The organism is Psychrobacillus sp. FSL H8-0484, assembly GCF_038005325.1.
Classification (GTDB): Bacteria; Bacillota; Bacilli; order Bacillales_A; family Planococcaceae; genus Psychrobacillus.
Map to the genome: position 1 here is coordinate 998044 of NZ_JBBOSZ010000001.1, position 26251 is coordinate 1024294.

Here is a 26251-nt window from a genome sequence, read left to right on the forward strand (position 1 = left end):
ATACGAAAAACCATCTCTTCTCATCTTTCAAGCGAAATTCGCTTGCAGGAATTGGCACAGTGTTCGAATTGAACCTGCTGCCGAAACGTCATAGGGCCTGCCCCTCGGTTTCTCTGGATAAGAAAGTGATGTGCTATTTAATTGTTGTAAGAATTGTTTTAAACTTTAAACATTTAAAACCTAGCCGTCAAGTATATTTTTAAAATAAAATAATTCTGAATTATTAAAACATAAAACTGTATAGAGCTAAAACTCCGATAGTACCTAGCACTACAACCATTACATTCTCGAAAATAAAAGCTAAAGAAAACGCAACAACTGTACCTATTATGCCAAATAGTAAATGACCTTCTTGCACATATAAAATAGCAGGAAATATTAATGCACCTAAAACTGCATAGGGAATATTTCGTAATACACCAGAAACGACTGGTGGTAATTCTTTACCCTCTAAGAAGGTGAGTGGAAAAGCTCGAGGGATATATGTAACAAGCGTCATTCCAATTAGTGTCCACCAATACCATGCACCCATTTACTTAAACTCCTTTCGGCAAACCGCGATCACGCCGTGCATAAATTATTTCGACAAAAATAGAAGATGCCAGTGTAGCGATTAAAATGGACCAACCTGTCGATAATAGATGTGACCAATAAAAAAATCCATTGACAGTTGCAGCGATTAACGCAAGCATGACAACTTTCCGATTTCCTCGCATAGAAGGGACAAGGAGACCAACGAACATAGCGTACAAAGCAATTGACATGGCCGCCTGTAAGAAAGCAGGGAGATTTGCTCCAATTACATGACCAATTGCAGTAAAAATAACCCAGCTACTATACGCGATCAATGCGACTCCAAATGCAAAGGAAGTAGCTATCTTTTCTTCCTTTTGCGTTGCAAGCACTGAAAATGATTCGTCCGTTATTCCAAAAGCATAGATTCCTTTAATCCATTTTTTCTCACTCTGCATCTTTTCATTAAGTGCAGCCGTCATTAAAAAGTGACGTATATTGACGACAAAAGTGTTTAAAACGATTAAAATAGGATCGACACCTTTTGATATTAGCGTTAAGGACATGTATTGGGCTGCTCCAGCATACACAAAAATACTCATGGCTGTAGCTTCTAGAATGGATAAACCAGATGTTTTAGCAAGTAAGCCAAATGTCAAAGCAACTGGAAAATAGCCAATTGCAATACTAACACCAGCCTTTAAACCTTGTCCAAATAATGAATTTTTCAATTAGAATTTAACCCCCTAAAAAACATAATGAACAAATTATACTATAAGAAAATAGTTTTATGTATACAATAATAGGGAATAGTATAAATATACATAGTAGTGGAGGAAAGCAACATGCCTGATTGGTTTTCATTGGAGACATTAACTAATTTAACGAATGAGTATCGTGCTCTCGGACCAATAATCGGTATCCTTCTGCCCTTCTTAGAGGCCTTTTTACCGTTTTTGCCGTTAGTGGTATTTATCGTAGCGAACGTAACCGCATACGGATTACTTTTTGGATTTCTTCTTTCTTGGATAGGATCTGTTGCAGGTGCATATACCGTATTTCTAGTCATTCGTAAATATGGACGAGCTCGAGTTCTTGGTTTTATTACGAGGCATGAAAAGATTCAAAAATTAATATTATGGGTAGAGAGGAATGGTTTCGGTCCACTATTTTTGCTTATTTGTTTTCCGTTCACTCCATCTGCGATTATTAATATTGTTGCTGGTTTGTCTAATATGAAAAAGAATACATATCTATGGACAGTTACGCTTGGGAAATTCATCATGATATCCGTCGTGAGTTTCATTGGATCTGATATTAAATCATTTGTAACGCAACCATTGCGAACGGCTATTGTTGTGCTTGTAATTGCCAATCTTTGGTTTGTCGGGAAATGGATCGAAAAACGAATTAATACAAAAGTGGAAGATGATCTTAAAAGAATTAGTAATGAAAGTAAAATTAAAAGAGGAGAAAATCTTGAGTAAAACTAAAAAAGAAGTAGTAGAATGGTTAGCAGCAATCATCATTGGGGTAGTTATCGTTACGATAGTTCGTATGTTTATTGCAACTAATTACGAAGTTGTTGGGAAATCCATGATGCCAACATTTTCTGATCATGATAAAGTGATTGTGAACAAGCTTTCACCGATCAATCGGATGGATATTATTATATTTCATGGAGCACAAAATGAAGATTATGTAAAAAGAGTGATTGGGATTCCAGGAGATACGATTAAATACGAAAACGATGAGTTATTTATTAACAATAAAAAAGTAGAAGAGCCATTTCTAGAGACGTTTGAAGCTTATAAAAATCCGGAAGAAAATTTTACGGAGGATTTTGAGTTATCCGAGGTAACTGGCAGTAAAACGGTACCTCCGAATAGGTATTTTGTATTGGGTGATAATCGTATGTCTAGTCTAGATAGTCGATATTTTCACTTTATTGAAAAAAATGAGATTATTGGTGAAGTAAAAGTGAGATATTGGCCAATTTCTAGATTTACATTTAACTTTTATTCCGAATAATTTCCCACTCTATCGTATGTTTTGTACAATAGAAGTAAGGGATTATTCGGATTTTTTTATGGAGAGGGGCTAGGTTATTTTGTCATTACGAATAGTTACTGGTCGATCTGGATCAGGAAAGACAAAGTTCATGCAAAGAGAAATAGTTAATACGCTAAAGGCGGCTCCATTAGGAGATCCGTTATTTTATATTGTTCCAGACCAAATGTCTTTTTCTAGTGAGTATGATCTTGCTGCTGGTTCAGGGCTTGAAGGGTTAATACGAGCACAGGTGACGACATTTAAGCGATTGGCTTGGCGTGTGCTACAAGAGACTGGCGGAATTGCTAAAGAAGAAATAAGTGGATTTGGGTACCGGATGCTGATCCGAAGTTTGTTGGAAGACAATAAAGAAGAGTTTAAATTATTTAAGAGAGCTGCAACCAAACGAGGATTTACAGATCAAATAGAAGTGCTATTGAAAGAGTTTAGTCGCTACTGTCTCGACAGTGCGACAATGTCCAACGCTCTAAATGATTTGCAAACAGTAAATGCACCTAAAACCTTACTCGATAAATCATCGGACATTATGATGATGCTTGATTTGATGGAACAAAAATTAGGAGCAAGCTATATTGACGGAGAAGGTTTTTTAACATTACTAGCAACGAAAATTCAAGACTCTGTACTGCTAGGAAAATCGGAAATCTATATAGATGGATTTACATCATTCACAACGAGAGAACTAGAAATTATTCTAGCGTTAATGAAAAAAGTGAAGCGAATTACTATTGCCCTTCCGATGGAGTCCTTAGCGGATTCCCTAGACGAGCAGTCCTTATTTTATCAACCAGCCAATACATGTGCTAGATTATTAGAAATGGCACAAGTAGAAACTCTGGAAGTTGAAAATATCGTTCACTTAGCAGAACAAAAGCGTTTTGCTGTAGCGGAACTTGCTCATATAGAAGAAAACTTTGATCAGTTACCTCCGCTAGAGGTGAAAACAGAAGGATATTTACGAATAACGGAAGCGTCCAATCGTCGCGCTGAAATACATGCTGTGGCAAGGGAAATACGGGAACTGATTCAGCATAAAGAGGTTCGTTACAAGGAAATGGCGATCTTACATCGCGATGCAGAAACATACGAAGGTTTAATAGAAACGATATTCCCGCAGTATGATATTCCTGTATTTATTAGCCAAAAGAAATCGATGCTACATCATCCTTTAATTGAGCTAAGTCGAACGGTGTTGGAAATTATTCGAACGGATTGGAAGTACGAGCCAATGTTTCGGGCAATAAAAACAGATTTATTCTTTCCTCCAGGCGCTCCGAAAAATAAGTGGAGAGAGCGTGCGGACAGGTTAGAAAATTTTGTGCTGTCTTTTGGTATATACGGGGATAGATGGCATGACGCACGCAGGTGGATTTACAAAAAGTATCGTGGCCTAGAATTTTATTCGAAAGTGCAAACAGATGAGGAATTAAGTATCCAAGCAGATATTCATGCTGTTCGAGATATTGTCGTTGATCCTTTAATAAAACTTTCCAAGCAATTAGATAAAAGTAAAACGGCTTTGGACATTGCGACAGCTTTGTTTACCTTTATGGAGTCTCTTCAAGTGTATGACAAGCTACAAAGCCTGAAGCAAATAGAAGAAGAAAGTGGTCAATTGTTACTCGCTTCAGAGCATGAGCAGGCATGGAATGAGTGGGTAAATGTATTAGACCAATTCGTATTAATGTTTGGCGAAAAAGAAATGACAATAGAGGAAGCAGCGAAAATATTAGAGGAAGGGTATGATCAATTAACCTTTTCTCGGATTCCTCCGACAGTCGATCAAGTAATCGTCGCAAGTGTTGACATTGCCCGATTGTCTAATATGCAAGCTATTTTTGTTATTGGGGTAAATGATGGTGTATATCCTAAACGGATGGACCATGAAGGATTATTATCGGATTCCGAGCGTGAGTGGTTTACACAAATCGGTTTTGAACTTGCTCCAACTTCTAAAGTGCGTCTCCTGGATGAAAATTATTTGACCTATAAAGCATTTACTACTGCCTCTAACTATTTGTTCGTGTCCTATCCTATTGCGGATAGTGAAGGGAAAGCTTTGCTTGCATCCATGTATATAAAGAAACTGCAACAAATGGTTAGTGGAGTTTCCGTAGAATTCGCTGTGATGGACCCGACGGATATTTCGGAAAAAATATTTGATATGTCTGCAATCAGTCACCCTAGAACGACATTACCTTACGTGGTTATGCAATTACGGGAAGCGATGGAAACTGGAAATCTATCGGAAGTTTGGCAATCGGTGTATCACTATTATATGGATGATCCGTATTGGTCCAAATTGTTAAATCGCATTATAAAACCATTAATCCAAGGGAATAAAACAGAAAGACTATCTCAGGAAATGACGACTGCTTTATACGGGGAAACGATTACATCTAGTGTGTCGCGTGTAGAGAAATACTATAGCTGCCCATTTGCTCACTTTGCTGCCTATGGCTTAAAGTTAGAGGAACGTGCAGAGTATCGATTAGAAGCTCCAGCAATGGGCGACTTATTTCACGCAGCACTTAAATGGATTGCAGATGAAACGAAACGGTTAGATCTAACTTGGGGCCAACTTTCCAAAGAGCAATGCGTGAAACTGGCTAAAGAAGCGGTAAATCAAATCGTGCCTGTATTTGTCCATCAATTATTACTTAGTACGAATCGCTACCGTTATATTCAGCGTAAGTTAGAGCAAATTGTGGCGTCAACACTTATAGCACTTAGCAAACATTCCAAAGTATCCAGTTTTGTACCTATTGCAATTGAAGCTGGATTTGGCCCTGGAGAAGAATTACCTTCCCTTGAAATTCCGTTAAAGAATCGTCGTAACATGCAGTTGCGTGGGCGAATTGACCGGGTGGACGCTGCAAATGTAAATGGCAATATGTTCGTGCGAATTGTTGATTATAAATCTTCGAAAAAAGGCATTGATTTAAACGAGGTGTATCACGGTTTATCCCTTCAAATGTTAACTTATCTAGATGTTGCCGTCGAGAATGCACAAATATGGTTACATGAAGATGCGGAGCCAGCAGGTGTTTTATATGTGCATATGCATAATCCATTTATTCAATCTCAAAAAGAAATGGAAGATGCCGAGCTGCAGGATGCTATCTATAAATCCTATAAAATGAACGGCTTGCTGCTCGATGATCCTGAGGTCATTATGGAAATGGATGAACAAATAGAAGGATTTTCGAAGGTCATTCCTGTTCGGATGAATAAAGATGGAAACCTGTCAAAAGCTTCCTCTAAAGTAGTAGAGCCCGAGCAAATGAAACTTTTGCAGTCCTTTGTACGTAAAAAGCATGAGCAGGCTGGTAACGGCATGAATGCAGGAGATACGCGCGTGTATCCGTATCGTTTAAAAGACAAAATGCCTTGCACGTATTGTTCGTATCGAAGTGTGTGTCAATTTGATCCGCAAGATCCAGCACAAGGAGTACGTGTATTAAAAGTAGAGCAACCAGATGTTGTTACAGAAAAAATTCGGGAGGAGATGGGACAAAATGAACATTCCTAATATGCCAGCAGAGCTAACGTGGACACCAGCGCAATGGAAAGCTATTTGGGTAACCGGTGCAGACGTACTTGTGTCTGCAGCAGCAGGCTCAGGAAAAACAGCTGTCCTCATCGACCGGCTCATTCAAAAAGTAATTGCAAAAGAAAATCCGATTAATGTCGATGAACTCTTAGTAGTGACTTTCACCAATGCATCTGCAGCAGAAATGCGTCATCGAATGGGGGAAGCTTTAGAAAAAGCAATCGCTCTCGACCCAACATCGAGTCATTTACGAAAGCAACTTAATCTCTTAAATAAAGCGCAAATATCGACGCTTCATTCCTTCTGTTTAAACATTGTTCGACAATATTCGTATATGTTGACAATTGATCCTGGTTTCCGGATTGCAAATGAAACAGAAGCAGCTCTAATGCGGGATGATATATTAGCTGAAGTACTAGAAGAAGCGTATCAAATGGAAAATCCAGAGGCGATGTACCGACTTTCTGATAGCTTCACATCGGACCGAGATGATCAGTCCATTGAAGTAATGATTGACAAGTTGTACACGTATGCTCGGGTACATCCTGAACCGAAAAAATGGTTACTTGCTATTCCAGAAGCCTACACATTAAGCGATGATATTACCATTGATGAGCTTTCTTTTATAGAACCACTGAAGCTTGCCATTATTCACCACTTAGAAGAAGCCATTGCAGTAACAGTAGAAATTCGTAAGCTCGCAACACTTCCGAATGGACCTGCTCCACTGGCAGAAACTGCTATGAAGGATGAACAGGTGATTCAAGAGGCAATACGTCTAATGAAAATGAGTGCTTGGCAAGATGTGTTTTATTATTTCCAAAGCATGGCGTGGGTCAAAGCTGCATCGATAAAAAAAGATTCTTGTGACGAAGCACTTAAGAAACAGGCAACAAGTAAAAGAAATAAAGTGAAAAAAATTGTAAATGATCTAAAAGAAAATTATTTTACAAGAACACCAGAACGTTTGCTAGAGGAAATGCGCTTAATGGCTCCTCAGTTACAAACATTAGTGGAACTAGCAATTGCTTATGGTGAACGTTATACGATCGCTAAAAATGAAAAAGGGCTAGTAGATTTTTCTGATTTAGAGCATTATGCGTTAGAAATCCTAACCGAGCGTCAAGAGGATGGGCAGCTTGTACCGTCCGCCATTGCAGAGGAATATCAAAATCGCTTCAAGGAAGTACTGGTCGATGAATATCAGGATACGAACCGATTACAGGAAACTATCTTAAAACTTGTGAAAAGCAGGGATGAAAGTACTGGCAATATGTTCATGGTTGGAGATGTGAAGCAATCCATTTATCGATTCCGGTTAGCAGAGCCTATGCTGTTTTTAGGAAAGTATCTTACTTTCAATGAAATGCCCGAGAATTCTGGGGTGAGGATCGATTTAAATGCAAACTTCAGAAGTCGAAAAGAAGTGCTACACGCAACAAATTATATTTTCCAGCAAGTGATGGGGGAAAAAGTAGGCGAAATAAATTACGATGATGCGGCTTCTTTAAAACCTCAAGCTCCCTACGATGAGGCAGAAGCAGCTGTTGAACTTGCCCTTCTCTATGAAGTAGAGGATGGTAGCGTAGAAATAGTAGAAGAGGACGGAGAAAAAGTAGAATTAAATGCGGAGGAAGAGCTAAAGAAATCACAAGCAGAAGCTCGGTATATCATATCCAAAATAAAAGAAATGATAGACACAGGAGCTACTGTTTACGATCCTTGGAAGCAAATTTCTCGTCCGGTTCAATATAGCGACATGGTCATCTTAATGCGTTCCATGACTTGGTCTCAGGAAGTAACAGACCAATTTAAAGAAGCGGGGATTCCGTTATATGCAGAGCTATCTAAAGGATATTTTGAAGCGATTGAAGTGCTTATTATGCTTCATACGCTTCGAACCATTGATAATCCTTACCAAGATATTTCCCTTGCTTCCGTCCTCCGTTCTCCTTTTGTTGGATTAACAGAGTCGGAGCTAGCCCTTATACGTCTTTCTGCACCGAAAGAACCTTTTTATGATGCTTTAAAATCCTTTGTATCAAGCGGGGGAGCAGGGATTTCTGCAGAAACGAGCGAGAAACTACAGCGTTTTTTATTACAGTTTGAAGATTGGCGGAATTTAAGTCGTAGAGGGTCGCTAGCCGATTTAATTTGGCGAATCTATTTAGATACCCATTATTATGAAATAGTTGGGTCGATGCCAAATGGAAAGCAGCGACAAGCGAATTTACGTGTTCTACATGACCGAGCTGTCGATTATGAAAAGACCTCCTTCCGAGGGTTATTCCGCTTTTTACGTTTTATCGATCGCATGCGAAAACGTGGAGATGATTTAGGAACAGCACGTGCGATTAGTGAAAAAGAAAATGTTGTCCGGCTGATGACGATTCACTCTTCCAAAGGCTTGGAGTTCCCAATTGTATTTTTGGCAGGAATGGGTAGACCGTTTAACCAAATGGACTTTAATGAACCGTATTTATTCGACCAATCGTTTGGACTTGCTGTAAAAGCAATTGATCCTGACAAACGTATTTCCTTTACTTCCTTGCCATTCTTATCTATGAAAGAAAAGAAACAAATGGAGTTAAAAGCGGAAGAAATGCGTGTCCTATATGTGGCTATGACTCGTGCAAAAGAGCATTTATTTCTCCTTGCATCTGTGAAAGACCTTGCGAAAACACTGGAGAAATGGGAAGACGCACAGGCACTTATGAGCGATGAGATGCTACCTGACTATATTCGTGCTAAAGCGAAGGGATATTTGGATTGGATTGGTCCGGCACTTGCAAGACATGCAGATTATACGCAAATATCCAACGTAGTGGAAGCCAACATCGTCGCGAGTGAATCGAGGTGGACAATTGTTGCGAAACACATCGATGACTTAAAAATTCAGACAGAAGCAAAAGTAAAAGAGAAAATTACGTTAGACATGCTTATAGACCATGAGAAGTCCGACCTACTTTCGGATATACAGGCTCGATTTGATACACCATATGCCTTTGAATATGCTACTCATAAACGATCGAAACAATCGGTAAGCGAAATGAAAAAAATCCAACAATTAATGGAGCGAGAAGAAGACTATTTTCAAGCAAACAGTAATACTAGTAGTCTCACCAAAATCGCGAAGCGCCCATTCTTTCTTCAGCAAGAAGAAAAATTGACTGGAGCAGAAGTCGGTACAGCAGTACATGCATTTATGCAAAATGTCGATTTGGCAGAAGTGAAAACAGTAGAGCAAGTGAGCGCATTTGCAGATAAGCTTGCAGAACGAGAAATCTTAACAAAAGCAGAACAACTTTCGATTCATCCAGAAAAAATAGTGCCTTTCTTCCATTCCGACATAGCGGCACGTTTGCGTGATGCAAAAGAAGTGATGCGAGAATTTCCATTCACATACGCTTTACATGATCAGGATGGAGATAAGCAAATTATTCAAGGGGTTGTCGACTGCTTGTTTTTAGAAGATGATGGCCGCTGGGTTTTACTCGATTATAAAACGGATCGGGTCCAGCATTTATTAAATAATGATTCTTTACTACAACAGGAAATGAAAAATCGTTACCAGATTCAGCTATCTCTTTATGCTCAAGCGATTGAAGCGATTATGCAAGTGGAGATTAAAGAAAAAACACTGTATTTATTTGATGGAAATAAAACTGTGTCATTATAGGGGGAAATAAGATTGTTGATGAGTCCAACAGGAGAGAAAGAACGAGTAATATCCATTGACGTTATGAGAGGGTTTGCGTTATTAGGGATTTTTGTCGTCAATATGTTATTTTTTCATAGTCCATACATTTATGTAAATCCATATAGTTGGTACCAAGCTCCGGGGGATTATGAAACATATAAGTGGATAGATATCTTTGTACAAGGGAGTGTCTATCCGTTATTTGCAATGTTATTTGGGTACGGGCTTGCGATGCAATTTATGAAGACGCAGGAAAGAGGAACTTCCTTTACAAAGCTAGCTGTTAGAAGGTTGTTAGTTTTGTTACTAATAGGCTGCATACATGCGTTTCTTATTTGGTCAGGTGATATTTTAATCACTTATGCACTAGCAGGATTAGTATTAATAACAATGATGAAGCTAAAGCCTTTTTGGTTATTGTTAATAAGTGCTCTTTTATTTTTAATTCCAAATGGGTTATTAAGCGGATTTTTGTTTGTTTTAGCTAAGATTGATCCGAATAATGCAATATTATATACCGGCATTCAAGAAGTAGAAGCATCAATCGTCGCTTATTCTCAAGGCTCTTGGGTAGATGTATTTTGGCAAAGATTAGATGATTGGTTATATATGTCAGGTAATGGGTTAATTGTTATTATGATGTTATTTATGATCGTTCCGTTTTTATTAATTGGCGCAGCAGCTGCAAAGCTAAAGTTAATTGAAAGAGCAAGAGAATTAAAAGTGTTTTGGATTATCACAATTATTATTGGCTTGGCAGCTGGTACTGCCATTAAATGGATCCCTTATGTGATGGGAGATAATGTGTTTACCGTTACTGCACAGGATACATTTGGAGGACCGCTACAAGCAATGGCATATGCAGGAATAATAGCTTTGTTATGTACGATTCCTGTAGTACCTAAAATCTTATCACCGGTTGCAAAAGCTGGAAGAATGTCGATGACAATCTATTTAATGCAATCTATTATTGCTACTACTATATTTTATGCGTATGGATTTGGATTGTATGGAAAGATTGATATTGTAACAGGAACATGGATGGCGGTTGGCATATATGTTTTACAACTAGTATTTGCGGAAATATGGTTTATACGATTTAAGCAAGGACCAGTAGAAGCATTGTGGAGAAAACTGACTTATTCAAATATTTTACCTAAAAAGGATGAAAACAAAATCAATTTGTAATAGACTAGAGACTAGATTCAAAACTATTTGAAGGAGAGTCGACACGATGAAACTATTATCATACCGATTAAATGATAAAATTTACTTCGGACCAAAAGTGAAAAAAGAAGAGGCAGTATGGGATGTACTAAGCATACAAGAGACACTCCAGGTTTTACCTAGTTTCCCGACATCCATTGTTCAAGGTGTAAGTTATGGGATGGATTTTATCGAGCAGATTCGTAAACTTGTAGAAGTAGCTTCGAAAGAGGAAAATGCAAATAGTTTTAAACGTTCCTTTACGGAAATTGAATGGCTTTCCCCAATTCCTCGTACTCCGAAAAATATTATGGCTATTGGTAAAAACTACGCTGACCATGCAAAAGAAATGGGAGGTGTAGCGAATGATTTTGTCGTGTTTACAAAGGCTCCAACTACTATTGCTGCAGACGAACAAACGCTTTCCGTTCATGCAGATATAACATCCTCTTATGATTATGAAGGGGAACTGGCAGTTGTTATAGGAAAAGAAGGGAAAAATATACCAACGAAATTAGCATATGACTATGTGTTTGGTTATACTATTGCAAATGATTTAACAGCACGTGATTTACAAACGAAGCACCAACAATATTTCCTTGGAAAAAGTTTAAGTGGCTCATGTCCATTAGGTCCTTATGTAGTGACTAAAGATGAACTGCCAAACCCGCAAGAACTTGCGATTGTGACAAAAGTAAATGATGAAATTCGTCAAAATGGACTAACTTCTGATATGATTTATTCGGTGGAACAAATAATTTCGGAAATTTCTAGAATTGTTACCTTAGAGCCAGGTGATGTAATTTTAACAGGAACTCCTGCTGGCGTAGGGAAGGGTTTTAATACTCCTAAGTTTCTGAAATCAGGCGATATTGTGAAAGTGTCTATTGAAGGAATTGGTACGTTGGTGAACAAGTTCGAGTAATATTCGGATGAAAGTGTTATAGTATATTTATATAATAAAATAACGTCGAGGTGAGACAAATGGATTTTTTAGCAAGAACAGATTTTCACATTACAACTTGGGTAGTAGGACTAATTCTATTTTTTGTTGCATTAGCTATGGCTAATCCAAAAGTTGTTCACATGATTTTACGATTAGACTATCTATTTATTATTGTAACTGGTATGGCATTGTTCATGAAAGGGATGGACTATGGCGAGGGCATGCTTTATGGCATGAAATTTTTAGCAGGTATCTTAGTTATTGGTATGATGGAAATGACATTAGTGAAAAAGAAAAAAGGCAAACCCTATACAACATTTTTAGTTTTGGTTTTTGTTTTCTTCTTCATCGCTCTTTTCCTTGGATTCAAACTACCAATGGGTATAAATTTCTTAGCTTAATTAATCAGAAGGGGCTTTCCATTAGTGGAAGCTCCTTTTCATTTTAGGACAAGTATGTTATTTTGAGGAATAATGAATGAAAAGGAGTGATATAACAAATGCTAGGGGTATCCTTACTAATATTCGTCATCCTATTGATGATGATCTTTGTTATTGCTTCCATTATTGTTTCTAAAGTTTACAAAAAAACATCCGATCCTGACTAGATGATCAACATTGAAATGGGTATGCATAACACGTCGAAGCCACCGAATTAATTGGTGGCTTTTGTTAATGGATTTAACAGTTAATCTAGATTAAGCGGGGAGTCGTCCGATTAGTCAGCCTAGCCATCCGATTATTCGGTTGAGCCATCCGATTATTCGGTTGAGCCATCCGATTATTCGGTTGAGCCATCCGATTATTCGGGTAAACCATCCGATTATTCTGGTAAGCCATCCGTTTATTCGGGTAAACCACCCGATTATTCTGGTAAGCCATCCGATTAAGGGGAATATGGGTTTCATCCAGCCATTTACTTGTAAGAAACAACTTGTTTTATCGAAGTAACTTTTTATTTATGACACAGTTTGGACGAATTATCGGTTATTTTTAGGACATTCCTGTTTAAACGATAGCGATTAAAACGTAGCTTTGTTAAAATAACGTTGATGTGTTGAACAAATTGTTAGATCTAGTGACTTGCGCTTCTGCTGTTCTAGATAAAGGAGGATTTACCTTGAAATTAAAAAAATGGCTTGTAACCGGTTTATTGATTAGTGGTCTTTGGGTGACAACGACTCAAACTACCAATGCAGAAGAAAACGCTTCTATACATAACGAAAGTATATACGATTTATATGTAGATCGTTATTTTAATAAAGTTATTTCTAATGATTATGACGTAAATGCAAAAGATCCAAATGCTTTTGCAGGTGGGGATTTTGTTGGGATTATTGATAAGATGGCACATATTAAAGATATGGGCTTTACGACTATTTCTATTGGACCTGTATTCGCAACTGAAACCTATGATGGTAAGCGGATTTTAGATTTTAATGAGATTGAAAAGCGTTTTGGTACTCCAGAAGAATTCCAAAAGCTTATCGATGAAGCGCATAAACAAAATCTAAAAATAATGATCGAGTTTCCTTTAAATAATTATAGTGTCAATCATGTTTGGAATGTAGACAATGAAAAGAAAGATTGGATTATTTCTTCTGAAAATGGTGTCCTGCAATTAGATCTTTCAAATGATGAAGTGCAGAAAGCTTTAACAGAAACACTCGTTAGCTTTGCAAGTAAATATGAAATTGATGGTGTAAAACTTTCTGAATTAGATACTGCTCCTACAGCTTTTATAAATGAAATCATTGCAAGTGTAAAAGAAGTACGTGATCCTATGTATGTCATTGCACTAGAAGAATCGGATGCAGATTTTGATGTAAAATATTCTGAAGAATTACAAGTAAACTTTCGAGAAGCCTTTAAAAATACGGATAATCCAACAGCTGGTATTGGTTCTACGAACTACAATGATTTACTAATGATTGATGATTTAACTTCGGAAAGATTTACTTATTATAGTGCACTTGAAAATATGTTCCCTCCTACTCGTATTAGAACAGCGATAGGTGCGATGCTAACAATGCCTGGCGTACCTTATATGACGTATGGTACAGAAATTGCAATGAATGGACAAACTCCTCAAGAAAGTCACCAAGTCATGAACTTTCGAGTAGATGAAGAATTAATCGAATATATTAAGGATATAAATTCGATTCGAAATAAATCCGAAACTATGCGTACTGGGAAAATGGAAGTTTTGAAAAACGAAAATGGATACATGGTTTTCAAACGTTATTCTGAGGATGAAACATTTATTGTTGTAGTTAATAATACAAGTGGAACGCAACGAATCGATTTATCAAGTGACGTCGTGGGTGAAGATAAGGAATTACGAGGATTATTTGAATCCGATTTAATACGACCTTCCGATGATGGCTCTTACCGAATAGTAATGGATCGAGAAATTGTAGAGGTGTTTCAAGTAACAGATCATAAAGGCTTAAATACTTCTTATATAATTGCCATGGCAGTTTCTTACTTACTGTTTATCGTATTCTTAGTTGTTGTTTGGAAGAAAGGAAAGCAACGAAGACGCGACGCGGATAATAAATAAAAGGTGTTGTTAAACAAAAGTGTTGTTAATGGTAGCAGCCGTTTAATTTCTGCGGGCGAACGACAAGCTTCCTCGGCTAAGCATGCTGGCTCGCTTTCCCACGGTAGTCTGCTCGGTTTCTACCTCAAATTATATGCTAAAAAATAACAGTAAAATATAACAGCGCCAAATAAATAGAAGACTGTCTCCAAAGTCATAAAATGGACTTGGAAACAGTCTTTTTCTATTTACGAATGTTAAACTACTATTTTTTGTAGGCAATTGATTGTAGCGGAAAGCGTCCGTCTGGAACGGAAATCAATACATTGGAAAAGGCGAAATCTATATTTCTATAGTTTCGCCTTTTAACATTTCTATTTATTTAGTATCTACTATTAATTTATGAGAGCTTATTTAAAAAGAATAATGCCATAGTTCCTGGACCTACATGTGCCCCTACAGTCGAACCAATCAGGTGTATTTCAATACTCTTTGGTTGAAAACGTTCTTCGATTACTTTTTTCATTTCAAGCGCCGTCGCTTCATCATCGCTATGACTTATTGCGACTATCTGTTCATTTAATTGACTACCTCGTTCCTCCATCATATCCATCATTCGTTTAATTACTTTTTTGCGACCTCGAATTTTTTCAATTGGAACTAGTTTTCCGTCTTCTACATGTAAAAGTGGTTTAATATTTAGTAATCCACCAATAAATGCACTTGCTTTAGAAACTCTTCCACCACGAGCTAGATAATCTAAGTCTTCCACCGTGAATAGGTGCTCCATATGCTCGGCATTAAATCGAATTTTTTCTTCAATAGTTGGTAAGTCTAAGCCCTCGTCTTTTAACTTTACTGCTTCTTTTACCAGAAGCCCAATCCCTAGTGATGCACATTTCGAATCAATGATCGTTAATTTTAGTTCGGGATATGTTTCAAGCAGCTGCTCGCGCATCATGACAGCGGTACTATATGTTCCGGAAAGTGCAGAAGAGAGTGCAATGTACAAACCTTCTTCTCCTGATTTTGCAAGGTCCTCAAACAGTCTTAAAAAAAGTTCTGGAGATGCTTGTGAGGTTTTTGGCTGTTTGCCAGCTCGTATTGCTGCGTATACTTCTTTTGAATCAATACCAACAATATCATCATACTCGTTTTCGTCAATATGAACTCTAAGTGGTACTAATTCAACATCATGTACTTCAAAGAAAGATTTTGGTAAGTCACTAGCGCTATCAGCGAATAATTTCATTTTCATCCTCCTTTATTATCCTTATTTGTTTAATTGTAATCTTTCTATTAATAATTCGGCAATACCATCCGAATTATTAGATAAAGTAATTTCGTTGGCGATGTTTTGGAGTGGTGCAATTGCATTGCCCATTGCAACCCCAACTCCTGCAAATTCAATCATTTCTAAATCATTGTCTTCGTCTCCAAATGCAATGATGCGTTCTTTCGGTATATTTAAATACTCGGAAACTTGCGCTAAACCAACCGCTTTGTTTAAGCCGCTCCGTACAATTTCAATAACATCCCAAGGAGCGCCCCAGCGGCGATGGTCTATTACTTCGGCATGTACATCCCGTAAATGTTTGCGAACTAAGTCAACTGATTCCTCTTCTGCATGTATCAGAAGGCTTGTAGGATCTGTTTTTAAAAAAGTACGTAAATCACCAGTTGTAATATGTGGATTACCTAAAGCGAATGCCGAGATCATTTTTTCATCATGATAATGTAAGTATACGTCATCCAACACTTCTGCTAGCATATTTTTTATGGAAAAACTTTGAACCGCTTCAACTACTTCTTTTACTACCTTTAATTCTATCGGCTTATGCCATGTATTCCACGTGTTACTCATTGGAAGATGCACAAATGCTCCATTAAAATTAACAATTGGTGTCGTTAGTCCAAGTTCTTTATAATACATTTCACTTGATCGATAAGGTCTTCCAGTTGCAATCATTACTTCATGGCCTTCATCTTTTGCTTGTAATAGTGTATTTTTTGTCTTTTGCGAAATAACTTTTTCATCGGTCAATAATGTTCCATCTAAATCCAATACTATTAAGTGACGTTGCATATGAAAAACTCCCCTCTTTATTATTAAAGTTTATCGTGTTCAAGTAGGAACGTCAAAACGTATAGTTTAGCTTTTTTGTAAATATTGAAATGCTTTGTTAGAATAATAATAAATACGGAGGTGGCTTAAGAAATGATTTCACAATCTGAATTATGGGGTAATATTCCTGTATTACATATATTTGATGAAGAAATAAGTAATAACGCACCTATTGTTCTATTCTTACATGGGTTTGAAAGTGCAAAGGAACATAATTTACATTATGCTTATCAACTAGTTAACCAAGGGTGCAGAGTAATATTACCCGACGCTCTTTTACATGGTGACCGAGCGGAGAAACTAGACCAAGTAGAAATTAGCCTTCGGTTTTGGGAAATAGTATTAACCTCCATCGAAGAGGTCGGTAAATTAAAGGAAGAACTTATCGAACGCGGGTATTTAATTGATCAGAAAATTGGTCTTGCGGGAACTTCCATGGGTGGTATCACGACTTTAGGCTGTTTAACTGCCTATCCTTGGATTGACGCGGCTGCTATTATGATGGGGACTCCGGGTTATGTTGAACTTGCAAAAGCACAAATGGCTTTAGTAGAACAAAAAGGGTTTAAAATTCCGCTAAATAGTGAAGAAAGAAAAAATATGTTTGATACGTTAGCTTCTTTTGATGCTTCTAATCAAATGCACAAACTTGCTGATAAACCGTTGTTTTTCTGGCACGGAGAAAAAGATCCAGTTGTTCCATTTGAACCGACTGCACATTTTATCGAAGCGTTGAAACATGAATATGGAGAGAATGATATCGTGTTTATGAAAGAAAAATCTGCAGGTCACGCAGTATCTCGCAAGGGAATGTTAAGCGCAACAAAATGGCTTTCAAACAATTTGGCATAAGTATAGATGTTTTGTTATGATGGATTAATGAGGTAAGGAGGTTATTTAAATGGACCAAGATATGAAAGATAGCATGATGGCAGCTCTTGAAAATGTCATTGACCCTGAACTAGGCGTAGATATTGTCAATTTAGGTTTAGTATACGATGTTGAATTGTCAGATGAGGGTGTTGGAACAGTTACGATGACTTTAACATCCATGGGATGCCCAATGGGACCGATGATTGTGGATCAAGTGAATACAGCACTTATGGAATTACCAGAAGTCAAAGAAACTGAAGTTAACATCGTCTGGAATCCACCATGGTCAAAAGATAATATGTCTAGATACGCTAAGATTGCCTTAGGCATACGTTAATATAAAAGCGACCTCTTTCTATTACAAAAATAGAAAGAGGTCGCTTTTTTTAATCAATTCGGCAAATAGTTAAGGGACAATTCTCACACTCATTTTCTCTTTTCAAGAATTCAATATCATGAATGGTAATGATTCCTTTTTGAAAGGACACAATACCTGCATTTTTAATATCATTTAACATTCTATTAACAACTTCTCTACTCATGGCACATAAATTTGCTAGCTTTTGATTGGTTAGTGTGTACTCTATGATAATACTTCCATCCGGTTGTACTTGACCATATGTATTAGAAAGACGAATCAACGTGGAGAAAAGTGCTCCTTTTTTGCCATGTAACATTAAGTCTCTAAACCGAGTTTGATTCTTTATATAAACTAGTTGAATAAATTTTGTCCATTCTACCATTAGCTCTGTAGATTCCATTAAAAAATTCTCTAGTTTGGTTCGGTGAAGCGATAATAATTGGGTAGATTCTAAAGTAATAGCAGAAAAGGAGTGGTATACAATATCACAAAAAACAGCAGTTTCACCAATGTAATCATTTGGTCCGACTACTCGGAGTGTTAAAAGTTTACCGCTTTCTGTGTCTTTATTAATACCTACAGATCCAGAGACGATGAAATAAATCTCTTCAGAGCGCTCGCCCTCTTGAAAAACAGGTCGATCTTTTTCTAATTTTACTATGGAACCATATTGTTTAAATAGTGAATAAATGCCTGTTGTATCAGAAATATACTCGCTCATTAATAACACAACCTTTCCGTGTATATAACAATCATAGCATAATAACCTAACGTCTTTGGGAAAAATCACTTTTCTTTACAAATAATAAGAGAAGATATTATAATTACATTAGTCAAAAAAGGTCAAACTATTTTAAGGGAGATGTTTGGTTATGCAAATGAATCAACAAGATCAAAAAAGTCCTTTAGAAACGTACGGTCGTAATCTAATTACTGCAGTGAAAGAAGGAAAGATGGATCCTGTTATCGGTCGTGATCAAGAGATTCGAGATGTTATTCGGATTTTGTCTAGAAAAACAAAAAATAATCCTGTTTTAATTGGAGAACCTGGTGTAGGGAAAACAGCCATTGTAGAAGGATTAGCACAACGTATTGTCCGAAAAGATGTACCGGAGGGCTTGAAAGAGAAAGAAATATTTGAATTAGATATGAGCTCCCTCATTGCAGGGGCGAAGTATCGAGGAGAATTTGAAGAACGATTACAAGCGGTATTGAAGCAAGTAAAAAAGAGCGAAGGACAAATTATCTTATTTATCGATGAAATCCATACAATTGTAGGAGCTGGAAAAACAGACGGTGCCATGGATGCAGGTAATATGTTAAAACCGATGCTAGCTCGAGGAGAATTACATTGTATTGGTGCAACGACATTAGATGAATATCGTATGTATATTGAAAAGGATCCTGCTTTAGAGAGAAGATTTCAACAAGTACTCGTACGAGAGCCATCTGTTGAAGATACAGTTTCTATTTTACGCGGGTTGAAAGAAAGATTTGAATTGCATCATGGTGTACGCATACATGATAGAGCGATTGTCGCTGCAGCGCAGCTTTCTAATCGTTATATGACAGAACGCTTTCTTCCGGACAAGGCAATTGATTTAGTAGACGAGGCATGTGCAATGATTCGAACAGAGATAGATTCCATGCCGCAGGAGTTAGACGAAGTTACGAGAAAAATGATGCAGCTGCAAATAGAAGAACAAGCGTTAATAAAAGAAAAAGATGCTGCTAGTCGAAAAAGATTAGAACAATTGCGTCAAGACTTAGCAGAACTAGAGGAATCAACTAGTGAAATGAGAAGTAAATGGGGGCAGGAAAAAGAAGCGATTCAAGTAATTCAGCAAAAAAGAGAAGAGTTGGATCGATATCGTAGAGAATTGGAGGAAGCTGAAAATAAGTACGATTTAAATAAAGCAGCAGAACTTCGTCATGGAAAGATACCTACTCTGGAAAAAGAATTACTAGTCTATGAGCAAGAAGTAAACAATGATACGGACACGCGCTTACTACGAGAAGAAGTAACTGCTGATGAAATTGCATCAATTATTTCAAGATGGACTGGCATCCCAGTCACAAAACTTATCGAAGGAGAAAGAGAAAAACTTTTGCGATTAAAAGAAACGCTTGGAGAACGAGTAGTTGGACAGGATCAAGCGGTTCAGTTAGTGACGGAAGCCGTTTGGAGAGCTAGAGCAGGTATAAAAGATCCACAAAAACCGATTGGATCCTTCCTATTTTTAGGACCTACTGGAGTTGGGAAAACAGAACTTGCCAAAGCATTGGCTGCCAACTTATTTGATTCGGAAGAGCATTTTATTCGTATCGACATGTCAGAGTATATGGAAAAACATAGTGTATCGCGACTAGTAGGCGCTCCTCCTGGCTATATTGGATATGAAGAAGGTGGTCAGCTGACGGAAGCGGTACGCAGAAATCCTTACTCCGTTGTTTTATTAGATGAAATTGAAAAAGCTCACCCTGATGTTGCGAATATTTTACTGCAATTAATGGATGATGGACGAATTACGGATAGCCAAGGAAGGATCGTTAATTTCACGAATACAGTTGTCATATTAACATCTAATATTGGTTCGCAATATCTTGGAAATACGACTAGTAAAGTAGGGGAAGAGGAAGAGACACTTGTCATGACTGCACTTCGAGCGCACTTTAAGCCCGAGCTTTTAAATCGTATGGATGACATCATTATGTTCCATTCATTGACGACACATCATTTTGAAAAAATCGCAGAGAAATATGTGAAGCAGCTACAAAAAAGATTGCAAGAGCAAGAAGTTACATTGGAAGTGCAAGATAATGTCTTTAAGTGGATTGTAAATGAAGGAACAGATGCAGCATATGGTGCAAGACCTTTAAGACGATTCATCCAACGTAATCTAGAAACTGCTGTAGCGAAAATGCTAATTGGTGGAAATGTTCTTCCAGGAGGCACTATTGAAGCGAGTGTAGAAGATGGACACTTGACTGTAAGATAACAAGGTGTAATATAGATTACGTTATCCGCAACATTGCGTAGTGTACTCGCAAGATAGGTTGGACTATTTGCAACATTATGAGGAATACTAGCAATATTTAAGCTATGCGCAATATAACAAGCGTTACTCGCAAGATAGAGTGGATTATTCGCAATATAATGTGGAATCCTCACATCTCAAAATAAAAACAGCTCCCAACAAGTGGGAGCTGTTTTTTAGTGATGTTCTGAAGCTACTGGGTCGTTTGGAATAATTGCAACGATAATAAAAATCATAATTGCAACTGGAACTGACATGATTAATCCATTAACAACTTCGAATGGTACGTTCTGTACAGAGCTTACTACGTAATTTAACATTGTAACTAAAATAACTGACCATATTAACGTCATAATATATTTCATTTGTTTTCACCTCATATTGATTTTAACTATATGTATCATACCATACGGTGGTTCTTTTCAAAAGATTATTTAATACATCTAACTATGATGTTGAAAAATGTTCATATATTCGTTATTATTAATACCAGGTACTAATAATAGATTATAAGAAAAGAGGAACTTTCATGAATGCAGGAATAATCGGTTTAGGTTCATATGCACCTGATCAAATTTTGACAAATGAAGACCTTGAAAAAAAATTAGATACATCTGATGAATGGATTCGAACTAGAACTGGTATAGAAGAAAGAAGAATTGCCGCACCAGAAGAAAATACTTCTCATATGGCGTTTAAAGCAGCACAAGAAGCGATTAAGGATGCAGGAATAAATCCAGAACAAATTGGTTTAATTTTAGTAGCAACTGTTACACCCGATAATCCTTTCCCAAGTGTAGCAACAATGTTACAAGAACAACTTGGAGCGTCAAACGCTGCGGCAATGGATGTATCAGCTGCATGTGCAGGATTTATGTATGGAATAGTTACTGCAAAGCAATTCGTTGAAACCGATACGTATTCTCATGTACTAGTAGTAGGCGTAGAAAAGCTCTCTAAAATAACAAACTGGGAAGATCGTAATACAGCCGTGCTATTTGGTGATGGAGCGGGTGCTGTAATCGTTAGTAAAGTATCCGAGGGACGTGGTATATTATCGTTCGAGCTTGGTGCAAACGGAAGCGGCGGTAAGTATTTACAGCAAGATGGTCCATACCTTACGATGAATGGCAGAGAAGTTTTTAAGTTTGCTGTTAGACAAATGGGAGAGTCTGCGGTTAATGTAATAGAGAAAGCTGGATTAAATAAAGAAGATGTAGATATGTTAATCCCGCATCAAGCAAATATTCGAATAATGGAAGCAGCGAGAGAGAGACTAGAGCTACCAAAAGAAAAAATGTCTAAGACAATTCATAAATACGGAAACACTTCTTCTGCTTCTATTCCACTTTCTTTAAAAGAAGAAGTAATGAATGGTAAAGTGAATGACGATGACGTTATTGTGATGGTTGGATTCGGTGGAGGATTAACATGGGGTGCAATTGCGTTAAAATGGGGAAGATAATTTAAAATTACGAAGGGATGAATATAAATGACAAAACGTAGAGTTGTGGTCACTGGAGTTGGAGCTATTACACCACTTGGTAACGATATCGAAACAACATGGGCTGGTATTAAAGAAGGAAAATCTGGAGTAGGCATGCTGACACGACTAGATGCTAGTCAATTTGCAGCAAAAGTTGCGGCAGAAGTCAAAGATTTTGATATTGAAAAATATATTGAAAAAAAAGATGCTCGTAAGATGGACCGTTTTACACATTATGCACTAGCTGCATCTATCATGGCCGTGGAAGATGCTAACTTAACTATTACGGAAGAACTTGGGCTTCGAACGGGTGTATGGATTGGTTCTGGTATTGGTGGGATGGAGACGTATGAAGCGCAATTCCGAATCTTTTTAGAAAAGGGTGCTCGTCGAGTTAGTCCCTTTTTTGTACCAATGATGATTCCTGATATGGCTGCTGGCCAAGTGTCTATTCATTTTGGAGCAAAAGCAATTAACTCATGTACGGTTACAGCTTGTGCATCTGGTACTAACTCCATTGGGGATGCATTTAAAGTGATTGAGCGCGGAGATGCTGATGTAATGATCACAGGTGGAGCTGAATCACCTATCACACATATGTCAGTAGCTGGATTCTGTTCAAACACTGCATTAACTTTAAATACAGATCCTCAAAAAGCATCAAGACCGTTTGATGCAAATCGTGATGGGTTTGTAATTGGAGAAGGTGCAGGAATTCTTATATTAGAGGAATATGAACATGCAGTAGCCCGCGGAGCAAAAATCTATGCGGAAATCGTTGGATATGGTTCCACTGGTGATGCACATCATATTACTGCTCCAGCTCCTGAAGGAGAAGGTGCTGCTCGTGCGATGCAACAAGCAATTGAAGATGCAGGTATCAGTCCGGAACAAGTAGACTATATTAATGCACATGGAACAAGTACTCCATACAATGACCAATTTGAAACATTGGCAGTGAAAACTGTTTTTGCAGAACACGCATATAATTTGGCAATGAGCTCTACTAAATCAATGACGGGACATTTACTTGGTGCAGCTGGGGGAATAGAAGCTATTTTTAGTGTTCTAGCGTTGAAAGAAGGTATTTTACCTCCAACAATCAATTTAGAAAATCCAGACCCGATTTGTGATTTAGATTATGTACCGAATATTGCTAGAAAAGCTGATATTCAATATTCAATGAGCAATTCATTAGGATTTGGTGGGCATAACGCGAGTATCTTGTTTAAGAAAATTTAACTAAATTTTATAAAAGCGATCACTTCGTTGATTGAAGCGACAGGCGACTCCAGCGGGATGAGTGAGACAGATAAGACATCACAAACGACGCGTGAGCGGCGGTGATGGCTTATCGCTCACCCCGCGGAAAGCGTCCGCCTATAGCGGAAATCAACTATACTTTATTCCATGTAAAATATATATTCCTTTAGTATTGTTCGTGTTTTTTCATATAAATTAGAATTATGAAAATTGATTCAAGCATTTCCAATTTAAAAATTGGAAATGCTTTTTTTGTTGCATGTTAATTTAGTCAATTAAAATACTATTATATTATCGATTTAAAGCACTAAATGATATTTTATTGATAAAAAACATCAAAAAATGATGCTTTTTTTGTGTTATTAATTAATTTTTTGAACAATGTAAAGATTAATAAAACTGTTGGTATTATTGACCTTATTCTTATTTTACAATTTTCGAAATAGAGTAAATAAAAGGAAAAGATAGAAAATTTGTATTGCGATTGTAACAATACTGTAATAGACTTTACAAATAAGATAGTTAAAAAACAGAAAAGTGTAAATATTGAATTAGTTAAATATATTTCTGAATGTAAAGAGGCTAGCGATCGATTCTTGAAAGGAGTTCATTACTTTGAATATCACTGATCAACTACTAACGATAAAAGATTTACATACTGGCTTTCGTATCAAGGATACATATTTTGATGCAGTAGATGGTGTATCCATCAATTTAAAGAAAAATGAAATTCTAGCTATTGTTGGTGAGTCTGGTTGCGGCAAGTCTACATTAGCGACTTCTATTATTGGGCTTCACGATCATAATAGGACCCGTGTAGAAGGAGAAATTATCTACGATGGAATAAATCTTGCGAAGCTGGATGAAGAAAAGTTTAACAAAGTACGTGGGGAAGAAATCGGAATGATCTTCCAAGATCCTTTGTCTGCTTTGAATCCACTTATGCGTATTGGTGAACAGATTGAAGAGTCATTAAAATTCCATACCAAGATGTCTAAAAGTGAAAGGGAAAAGCGTGTAATAGAATTATTAAATCAAGTTGGAATACCTAATCCAATGCGCGTTAAAAAGCAATTTCCTCATCAGTTGTCAGGTGGGATGCGCCAACGTGTTATTATTGCCATTGCCATTTCCTGTAAACCAAATATAATCATTGCAGATGAACCGACTACTGCACTCGATGTGACAATCCAAGCCCAAATTTTAGACTTACTTAATGATTTACAAGCTGAAACAGGGGCAGGGATAATTCTTATCACACATGACTTAGGCGTTGTAGCAGAAGTAGCTGACCGAGTAGCGGTTATGTACGCTGGTCAAATTATTGAGGAAGCGCCAGTAGAAGAATTATTCTCGAATCCAAAACATCCATATACACGATCATTATTCAATTCTATTCCACAAATGAACAGCGAAAATGAAAAATTACAAGTAATTCAAGGAATTGTACCTTCTCTCGTGAAACTACCACGAACAGGATGCCGTTTCTCAGCACGTATTCCATGGATACCAAATGTTGCACATGAAGAAAATCCAATACTTCACGAAATTTCTCCAGGTCATTTAGTTAGATGCACTTGCTGGCAGCACTTTCATTTGGAAAGTGAAGAAGGAGGAAATAACATATGAGCTTTATGCAAATCAAAGATTTACACGTCCATTACCCTATTCGCGGAGGATTTTTCAATACTGTCGTCGACAAAGTATATGCAGTTGATGGAATTAGTCTAGATATTGAAAAAGGGAAGACTTATGGTTTGGTTGGAGAATCTGGATGTGGAAAATCTACAACAGGTAAATCTATTATTGGATTAGAAAAAATTACGTCTGGAGAAATCATTTATGAAGGGGAGAATGTGACGCATAAACGTCGTAGTAACAATTCCTCTTATAATCGTGATATACAAATGATTTTCCAAGATGCTCATTCTAGTCTGAATCCTAGGAAACGAGTTCAAGATATTATTGCAGAACCAATTAGAAACTTCTTGAAACTAACACCAAATGAGGAAAAACGTAAAATTAATGAGTTGTTGGCGATTGTTGGGATGAACGAGGATGCGAAATTAAAATACCCCCATGAGTTCTCTGGAGGTCAGAAACAACGTATTGGTATTGCACGTGCAATTGCAACCAATCCCAAATTAATTATTGCTGACGAGCCAGTTTCTGCACTAGATTTATCCGTTCAAGCACAAGTCTTGAACTTTTTGAAAGATATTCAAAATGAGTTTGGTCTTAGTTATTTATTTATTTCACATGATTTGGGTGTAGTTAAACATATGTGTGACCAAATTTCAATAATGTATAAAGGACGATTCGTAGAAGTTGGTAATCGTCATGATATTTACAACAATCCACAACACATATACACAAAGCGCTTATTATCCGCTATACCTGATGTAAATCCGCTTGGTCGGGAAGCCCGTAAAAGAGTACGCATTGAAGTGGAACAAAACTATCTTGTAGATCATCAGAAGTATTTTGATGAGAATGGACGAGTATTTAATTTACACACGATGACTGATACACATCAAGTAGCGGTGGCCGCTTTAAAAAAGGAGGCCATCTAA

Annotated in this window: 21 protein-coding genes and 1 riboswitch; of the genes, 15 read left to right on the forward strand and 6 right to left on the reverse strand. The window is 37.2% G+C overall.

Features of this window, described 5'->3' with window-relative positions:
- Nucleotides 1-17 precede the first annotated feature (17 nt).
- A riboswitch (SAM riboswitch) is annotated at nucleotides 18-124 on the reverse strand.
- A gap of 99 nt (nucleotides 125-223) precedes the next feature.
- On the reverse strand, nucleotides 224-532 hold the full coding sequence (locus MHH81_RS04530; protein WP_340918402.1) for an AzlD domain-containing protein: 309 nt from the start codon (nucleotides 530-532) through the stop codon (nucleotides 224-226).
- A 4-nt stretch (nucleotides 533-536) separates the two neighbouring features.
- A complete protein-coding gene (locus MHH81_RS04535; RefSeq protein WP_340918404.1) occupies nucleotides 537-1244 on the reverse strand; it encodes an AzlC family ABC transporter permease in 708 nt (235 codons plus the stop codon).
- A 114-nt stretch (nucleotides 1245-1358) separates the two neighbouring features.
- On the opposite strand from MHH81_RS04535, the gene MHH81_RS04540 reads away from it, so the two are divergent.
- The 8 genes from MHH81_RS04540 (at nucleotide 1359) to MHH81_RS04575 (ending at nucleotide 14553) form a co-directional block, all read left to right on the forward strand.
- A complete protein-coding gene (locus tag MHH81_RS04540; protein WP_340918405.1) occupies nucleotides 1359-2000 on the forward strand; it encodes a TVP38/TMEM64 family protein in 642 nt (213 codons plus the stop codon).
- Complete coding sequence (gene lepB, locus MHH81_RS04545) at nucleotides 1993-2544, forward strand: signal peptidase I (RefSeq protein WP_340918407.1); 552 nt, start codon at nucleotides 1993-1995, stop codon at nucleotides 2542-2544. The genes MHH81_RS04540 and lepB overlap by 8 nt, the downstream gene beginning before the upstream one ends.
- Before the next feature lie 79 nt (nucleotides 2545-2623).
- Nucleotides 2624-6118 carry a helicase-exonuclease AddAB subunit AddB gene (gene addB, locus MHH81_RS04550; protein WP_340918409.1) on the forward strand — a complete coding sequence of 1165 codons (3495 nt, stop codon included), beginning with the start codon at nucleotides 2624-2626 and terminating at the stop codon, nucleotides 6116-6118.
- On the forward strand, nucleotides 6105-9818 hold the full coding sequence (gene addA / locus MHH81_RS04555) for a helicase-exonuclease AddAB subunit AddA (protein WP_340918411.1): 3714 nt from the start codon (nucleotides 6105-6107) through the stop codon (nucleotides 9816-9818). Before addB ends, addA begins: the two co-directional genes overlap by 14 nt.
- An 18-nt stretch (nucleotides 9819-9836) precedes the next feature.
- On the forward strand, nucleotides 9837-11027 hold the full coding sequence (locus tag MHH81_RS04560) for a DUF418 domain-containing protein (RefSeq protein WP_340925116.1): 1191 nt from the start codon (nucleotides 9837-9839) through the stop codon (nucleotides 11025-11027).
- 46 nt (nucleotides 11028-11073) lie between these two features.
- The gene (locus tag MHH81_RS04565) at nucleotides 11074-11970 is read left to right on the forward strand and encodes a fumarylacetoacetate hydrolase family protein (protein WP_340918416.1); all 897 of its coding nucleotides are present in this window, start codon (nucleotides 11074-11076) and stop codon (nucleotides 11968-11970) included.
- A gap of 59 nt (nucleotides 11971-12029) precedes the next feature.
- Nucleotides 12030-12392, forward strand: a complete 363-nt coding sequence (locus MHH81_RS04570) for a YisL family protein (protein WP_340918419.1) — start codon at nucleotides 12030-12032, stop codon at nucleotides 12390-12392.
- Between the two features lie 718 nt (nucleotides 12393-13110).
- A complete protein-coding gene (locus MHH81_RS04575) occupies nucleotides 13111-14553 on the forward strand; it encodes an alpha-amylase family glycosyl hydrolase (RefSeq protein ID WP_340918423.1) in 1443 nt (480 codons plus the stop codon).
- Between the two features lie 379 nt (nucleotides 14554-14932).
- Here MHH81_RS04575 and MHH81_RS04580 read toward each other — a convergent pair whose 3' ends face one another.
- Complete coding sequence (locus MHH81_RS04580; RefSeq protein WP_340918426.1) at nucleotides 14933-15784, reverse strand: DegV family protein; 852 nt, start codon at nucleotides 15782-15784, stop codon at nucleotides 14933-14935.
- A gap of 21 nt (nucleotides 15785-15805) precedes the next feature.
- The gene (locus MHH81_RS04585) at nucleotides 15806-16618 is read right to left on the reverse strand and encodes a Cof-type HAD-IIB family hydrolase (RefSeq protein WP_340918428.1); all 813 of its coding nucleotides are present in this window, start codon (nucleotides 16616-16618) and stop codon (nucleotides 15806-15808) included.
- 132 nt (nucleotides 16619-16750) lie between these two features.
- Between MHH81_RS04585 and MHH81_RS04590 the strand changes: the two genes are divergently transcribed.
- A complete protein-coding gene (locus tag MHH81_RS04590) occupies nucleotides 16751-17509 on the forward strand; it encodes a prolyl oligopeptidase family serine peptidase (protein ID WP_340918430.1) in 759 nt (252 codons plus the stop codon).
- Between the two features lie 49 nt (nucleotides 17510-17558).
- The gene (locus tag MHH81_RS04595) at nucleotides 17559-17867 is read left to right on the forward strand and encodes a metal-sulfur cluster assembly factor (RefSeq protein ID WP_340918433.1); all 309 of its coding nucleotides are present in this window, start codon (nucleotides 17559-17561) and stop codon (nucleotides 17865-17867) included.
- A 49-nt stretch (nucleotides 17868-17916) separates the two neighbouring features.
- Here MHH81_RS04595 and MHH81_RS04600 read toward each other — a convergent pair whose 3' ends face one another.
- A complete protein-coding gene (locus MHH81_RS04600) occupies nucleotides 17917-18612 on the reverse strand; it encodes a Crp/Fnr family transcriptional regulator (RefSeq protein ID WP_340918436.1) in 696 nt (231 codons plus the stop codon).
- 151 nt (nucleotides 18613-18763) lie between these two features.
- Here MHH81_RS04600 and MHH81_RS04605 point away from each other — a divergent pair, with 151 nt between their 5' ends.
- The gene (locus tag MHH81_RS04605; protein ID WP_340918438.1) at nucleotides 18764-20890 is read left to right on the forward strand and encodes an ATP-dependent Clp protease ATP-binding subunit; all 2127 of its coding nucleotides are present in this window, start codon (nucleotides 18764-18766) and stop codon (nucleotides 20888-20890) included.
- Between the two features lie 215 nt (nucleotides 20891-21105).
- Here MHH81_RS04605 and MHH81_RS04610 read toward each other — a convergent pair whose 3' ends face one another.
- Entirely contained in the window at nucleotides 21106-21294 is a 189-nt protein-coding gene (locus MHH81_RS04610) for a YjzD family protein (RefSeq protein WP_340918441.1), read from the reverse strand.
- Between the two features lie 164 nt (nucleotides 21295-21458).
- On the opposite strand from MHH81_RS04610, the gene MHH81_RS04615 reads away from it, so the two are divergent.
- From MHH81_RS04615 to MHH81_RS04630, 4 genes are all read left to right on the forward strand, one after another.
- Nucleotides 21459-22394 (forward strand): beta-ketoacyl-ACP synthase III, encoded by a 936-nt coding sequence (locus tag MHH81_RS04615; RefSeq protein ID WP_340918444.1) that lies wholly within the window; start codon nucleotides 21459-21461, stop codon nucleotides 22392-22394.
- A 27-nt stretch (nucleotides 22395-22421) separates the two neighbouring features.
- Nucleotides 22422-23657: a beta-ketoacyl-ACP synthase II gene (gene fabF / locus MHH81_RS04620; protein WP_340918447.1), complete on the forward strand. Its 1236-nt coding sequence runs from the start codon at nucleotides 22422-22424 to the stop codon at nucleotides 23655-23657.
- Between the two features lie 636 nt (nucleotides 23658-24293).
- Complete coding sequence (locus tag MHH81_RS04625; RefSeq protein WP_340918451.1) at nucleotides 24294-25307, forward strand: ABC transporter ATP-binding protein; 1014 nt, start codon at nucleotides 24294-24296, stop codon at nucleotides 25305-25307.
- Entirely contained in the window at nucleotides 25304-26251 is a 948-nt protein-coding gene (locus MHH81_RS04630; protein WP_340918455.1) for an ABC transporter ATP-binding protein, read from the forward strand. The genes MHH81_RS04625 and MHH81_RS04630 overlap by 4 nt, the downstream gene beginning before the upstream one ends.

Excerpts from the sequence above, each read along its gene's own strand:
- MHH81_RS04530 (WP_340918402.1), bottom strand. The coding sequence starts at position 532 with ATGGGTGCATGGTATTGGTGGACACTAATTGGAATGACGCTTGTTACA.
- MHH81_RS04540 (WP_340918405.1), top strand. The coding sequence starts at position 1,359 with ATGCCTGATTGGTTTTCATTGGAGACATTAACTAATTTAACGAATGAG.
- addA (WP_340918411.1), top strand. The coding sequence starts at position 6,105 with ATGAACATTCCTAATATGCCAGCAGAGCTAACGTGGACACCAGCGCAA.
- MHH81_RS04560 (WP_340925116.1), top strand. The coding sequence starts at position 9,837 with ATGAGTCCAACAGGAGAGAAAGAACGAGTAATATCCATTGACGTTATG.
- MHH81_RS04565 (WP_340918416.1), top strand. The coding sequence starts at position 11,074 with ATGAAACTATTATCATACCGATTAAATGATAAAATTTACTTCGGACCA.
- MHH81_RS04570 (WP_340918419.1), top strand. The coding sequence starts at position 12,030 with ATGGATTTTTTAGCAAGAACAGATTTTCACATTACAACTTGGGTAGTA.
- MHH81_RS04580 (WP_340918426.1), bottom strand. The coding sequence starts at position 15,784 with ATGAAATTATTCGCTGATAGCGCTAGTGACTTACCAAAATCTTTCTTT.
- MHH81_RS04585 (WP_340918428.1), bottom strand. The coding sequence starts at position 16,618 with ATGCAACGTCACTTAATAGTATTGGATTTAGATGGAACATTATTGACC.
- MHH81_RS04590 (WP_340918430.1), top strand. The coding sequence starts at position 16,751 with ATGATTTCACAATCTGAATTATGGGGTAATATTCCTGTATTACATATA.
- MHH81_RS04595 (WP_340918433.1), top strand. The coding sequence starts at position 17,559 with ATGGACCAAGATATGAAAGATAGCATGATGGCAGCTCTTGAAAATGTC.
- MHH81_RS04600 (WP_340918436.1), bottom strand. The coding sequence starts at position 18,612 with ATGAGCGAGTATATTTCTGATACAACAGGCATTTATTCACTATTTAAA.
- MHH81_RS04605 (WP_340918438.1), top strand. The coding sequence starts at position 18,764 with ATGCAAATGAATCAACAAGATCAAAAAAGTCCTTTAGAAACGTACGGT.
- MHH81_RS04610 (WP_340918441.1), bottom strand. The coding sequence starts at position 21,294 with ATGAAATATATTATGACGTTAATATGGTCAGTTATTTTAGTTACAATG.
- MHH81_RS04615 (WP_340918444.1), top strand. The coding sequence starts at position 21,459 with ATGAATGCAGGAATAATCGGTTTAGGTTCATATGCACCTGATCAAATT.
- fabF (WP_340918447.1), top strand. The coding sequence starts at position 22,422 with ATGACAAAACGTAGAGTTGTGGTCACTGGAGTTGGAGCTATTACACCA.
- MHH81_RS04630 (WP_340918455.1), top strand. The coding sequence starts at position 25,304 with ATGAGCTTTATGCAAATCAAAGATTTACACGTCCATTACCCTATTCGC.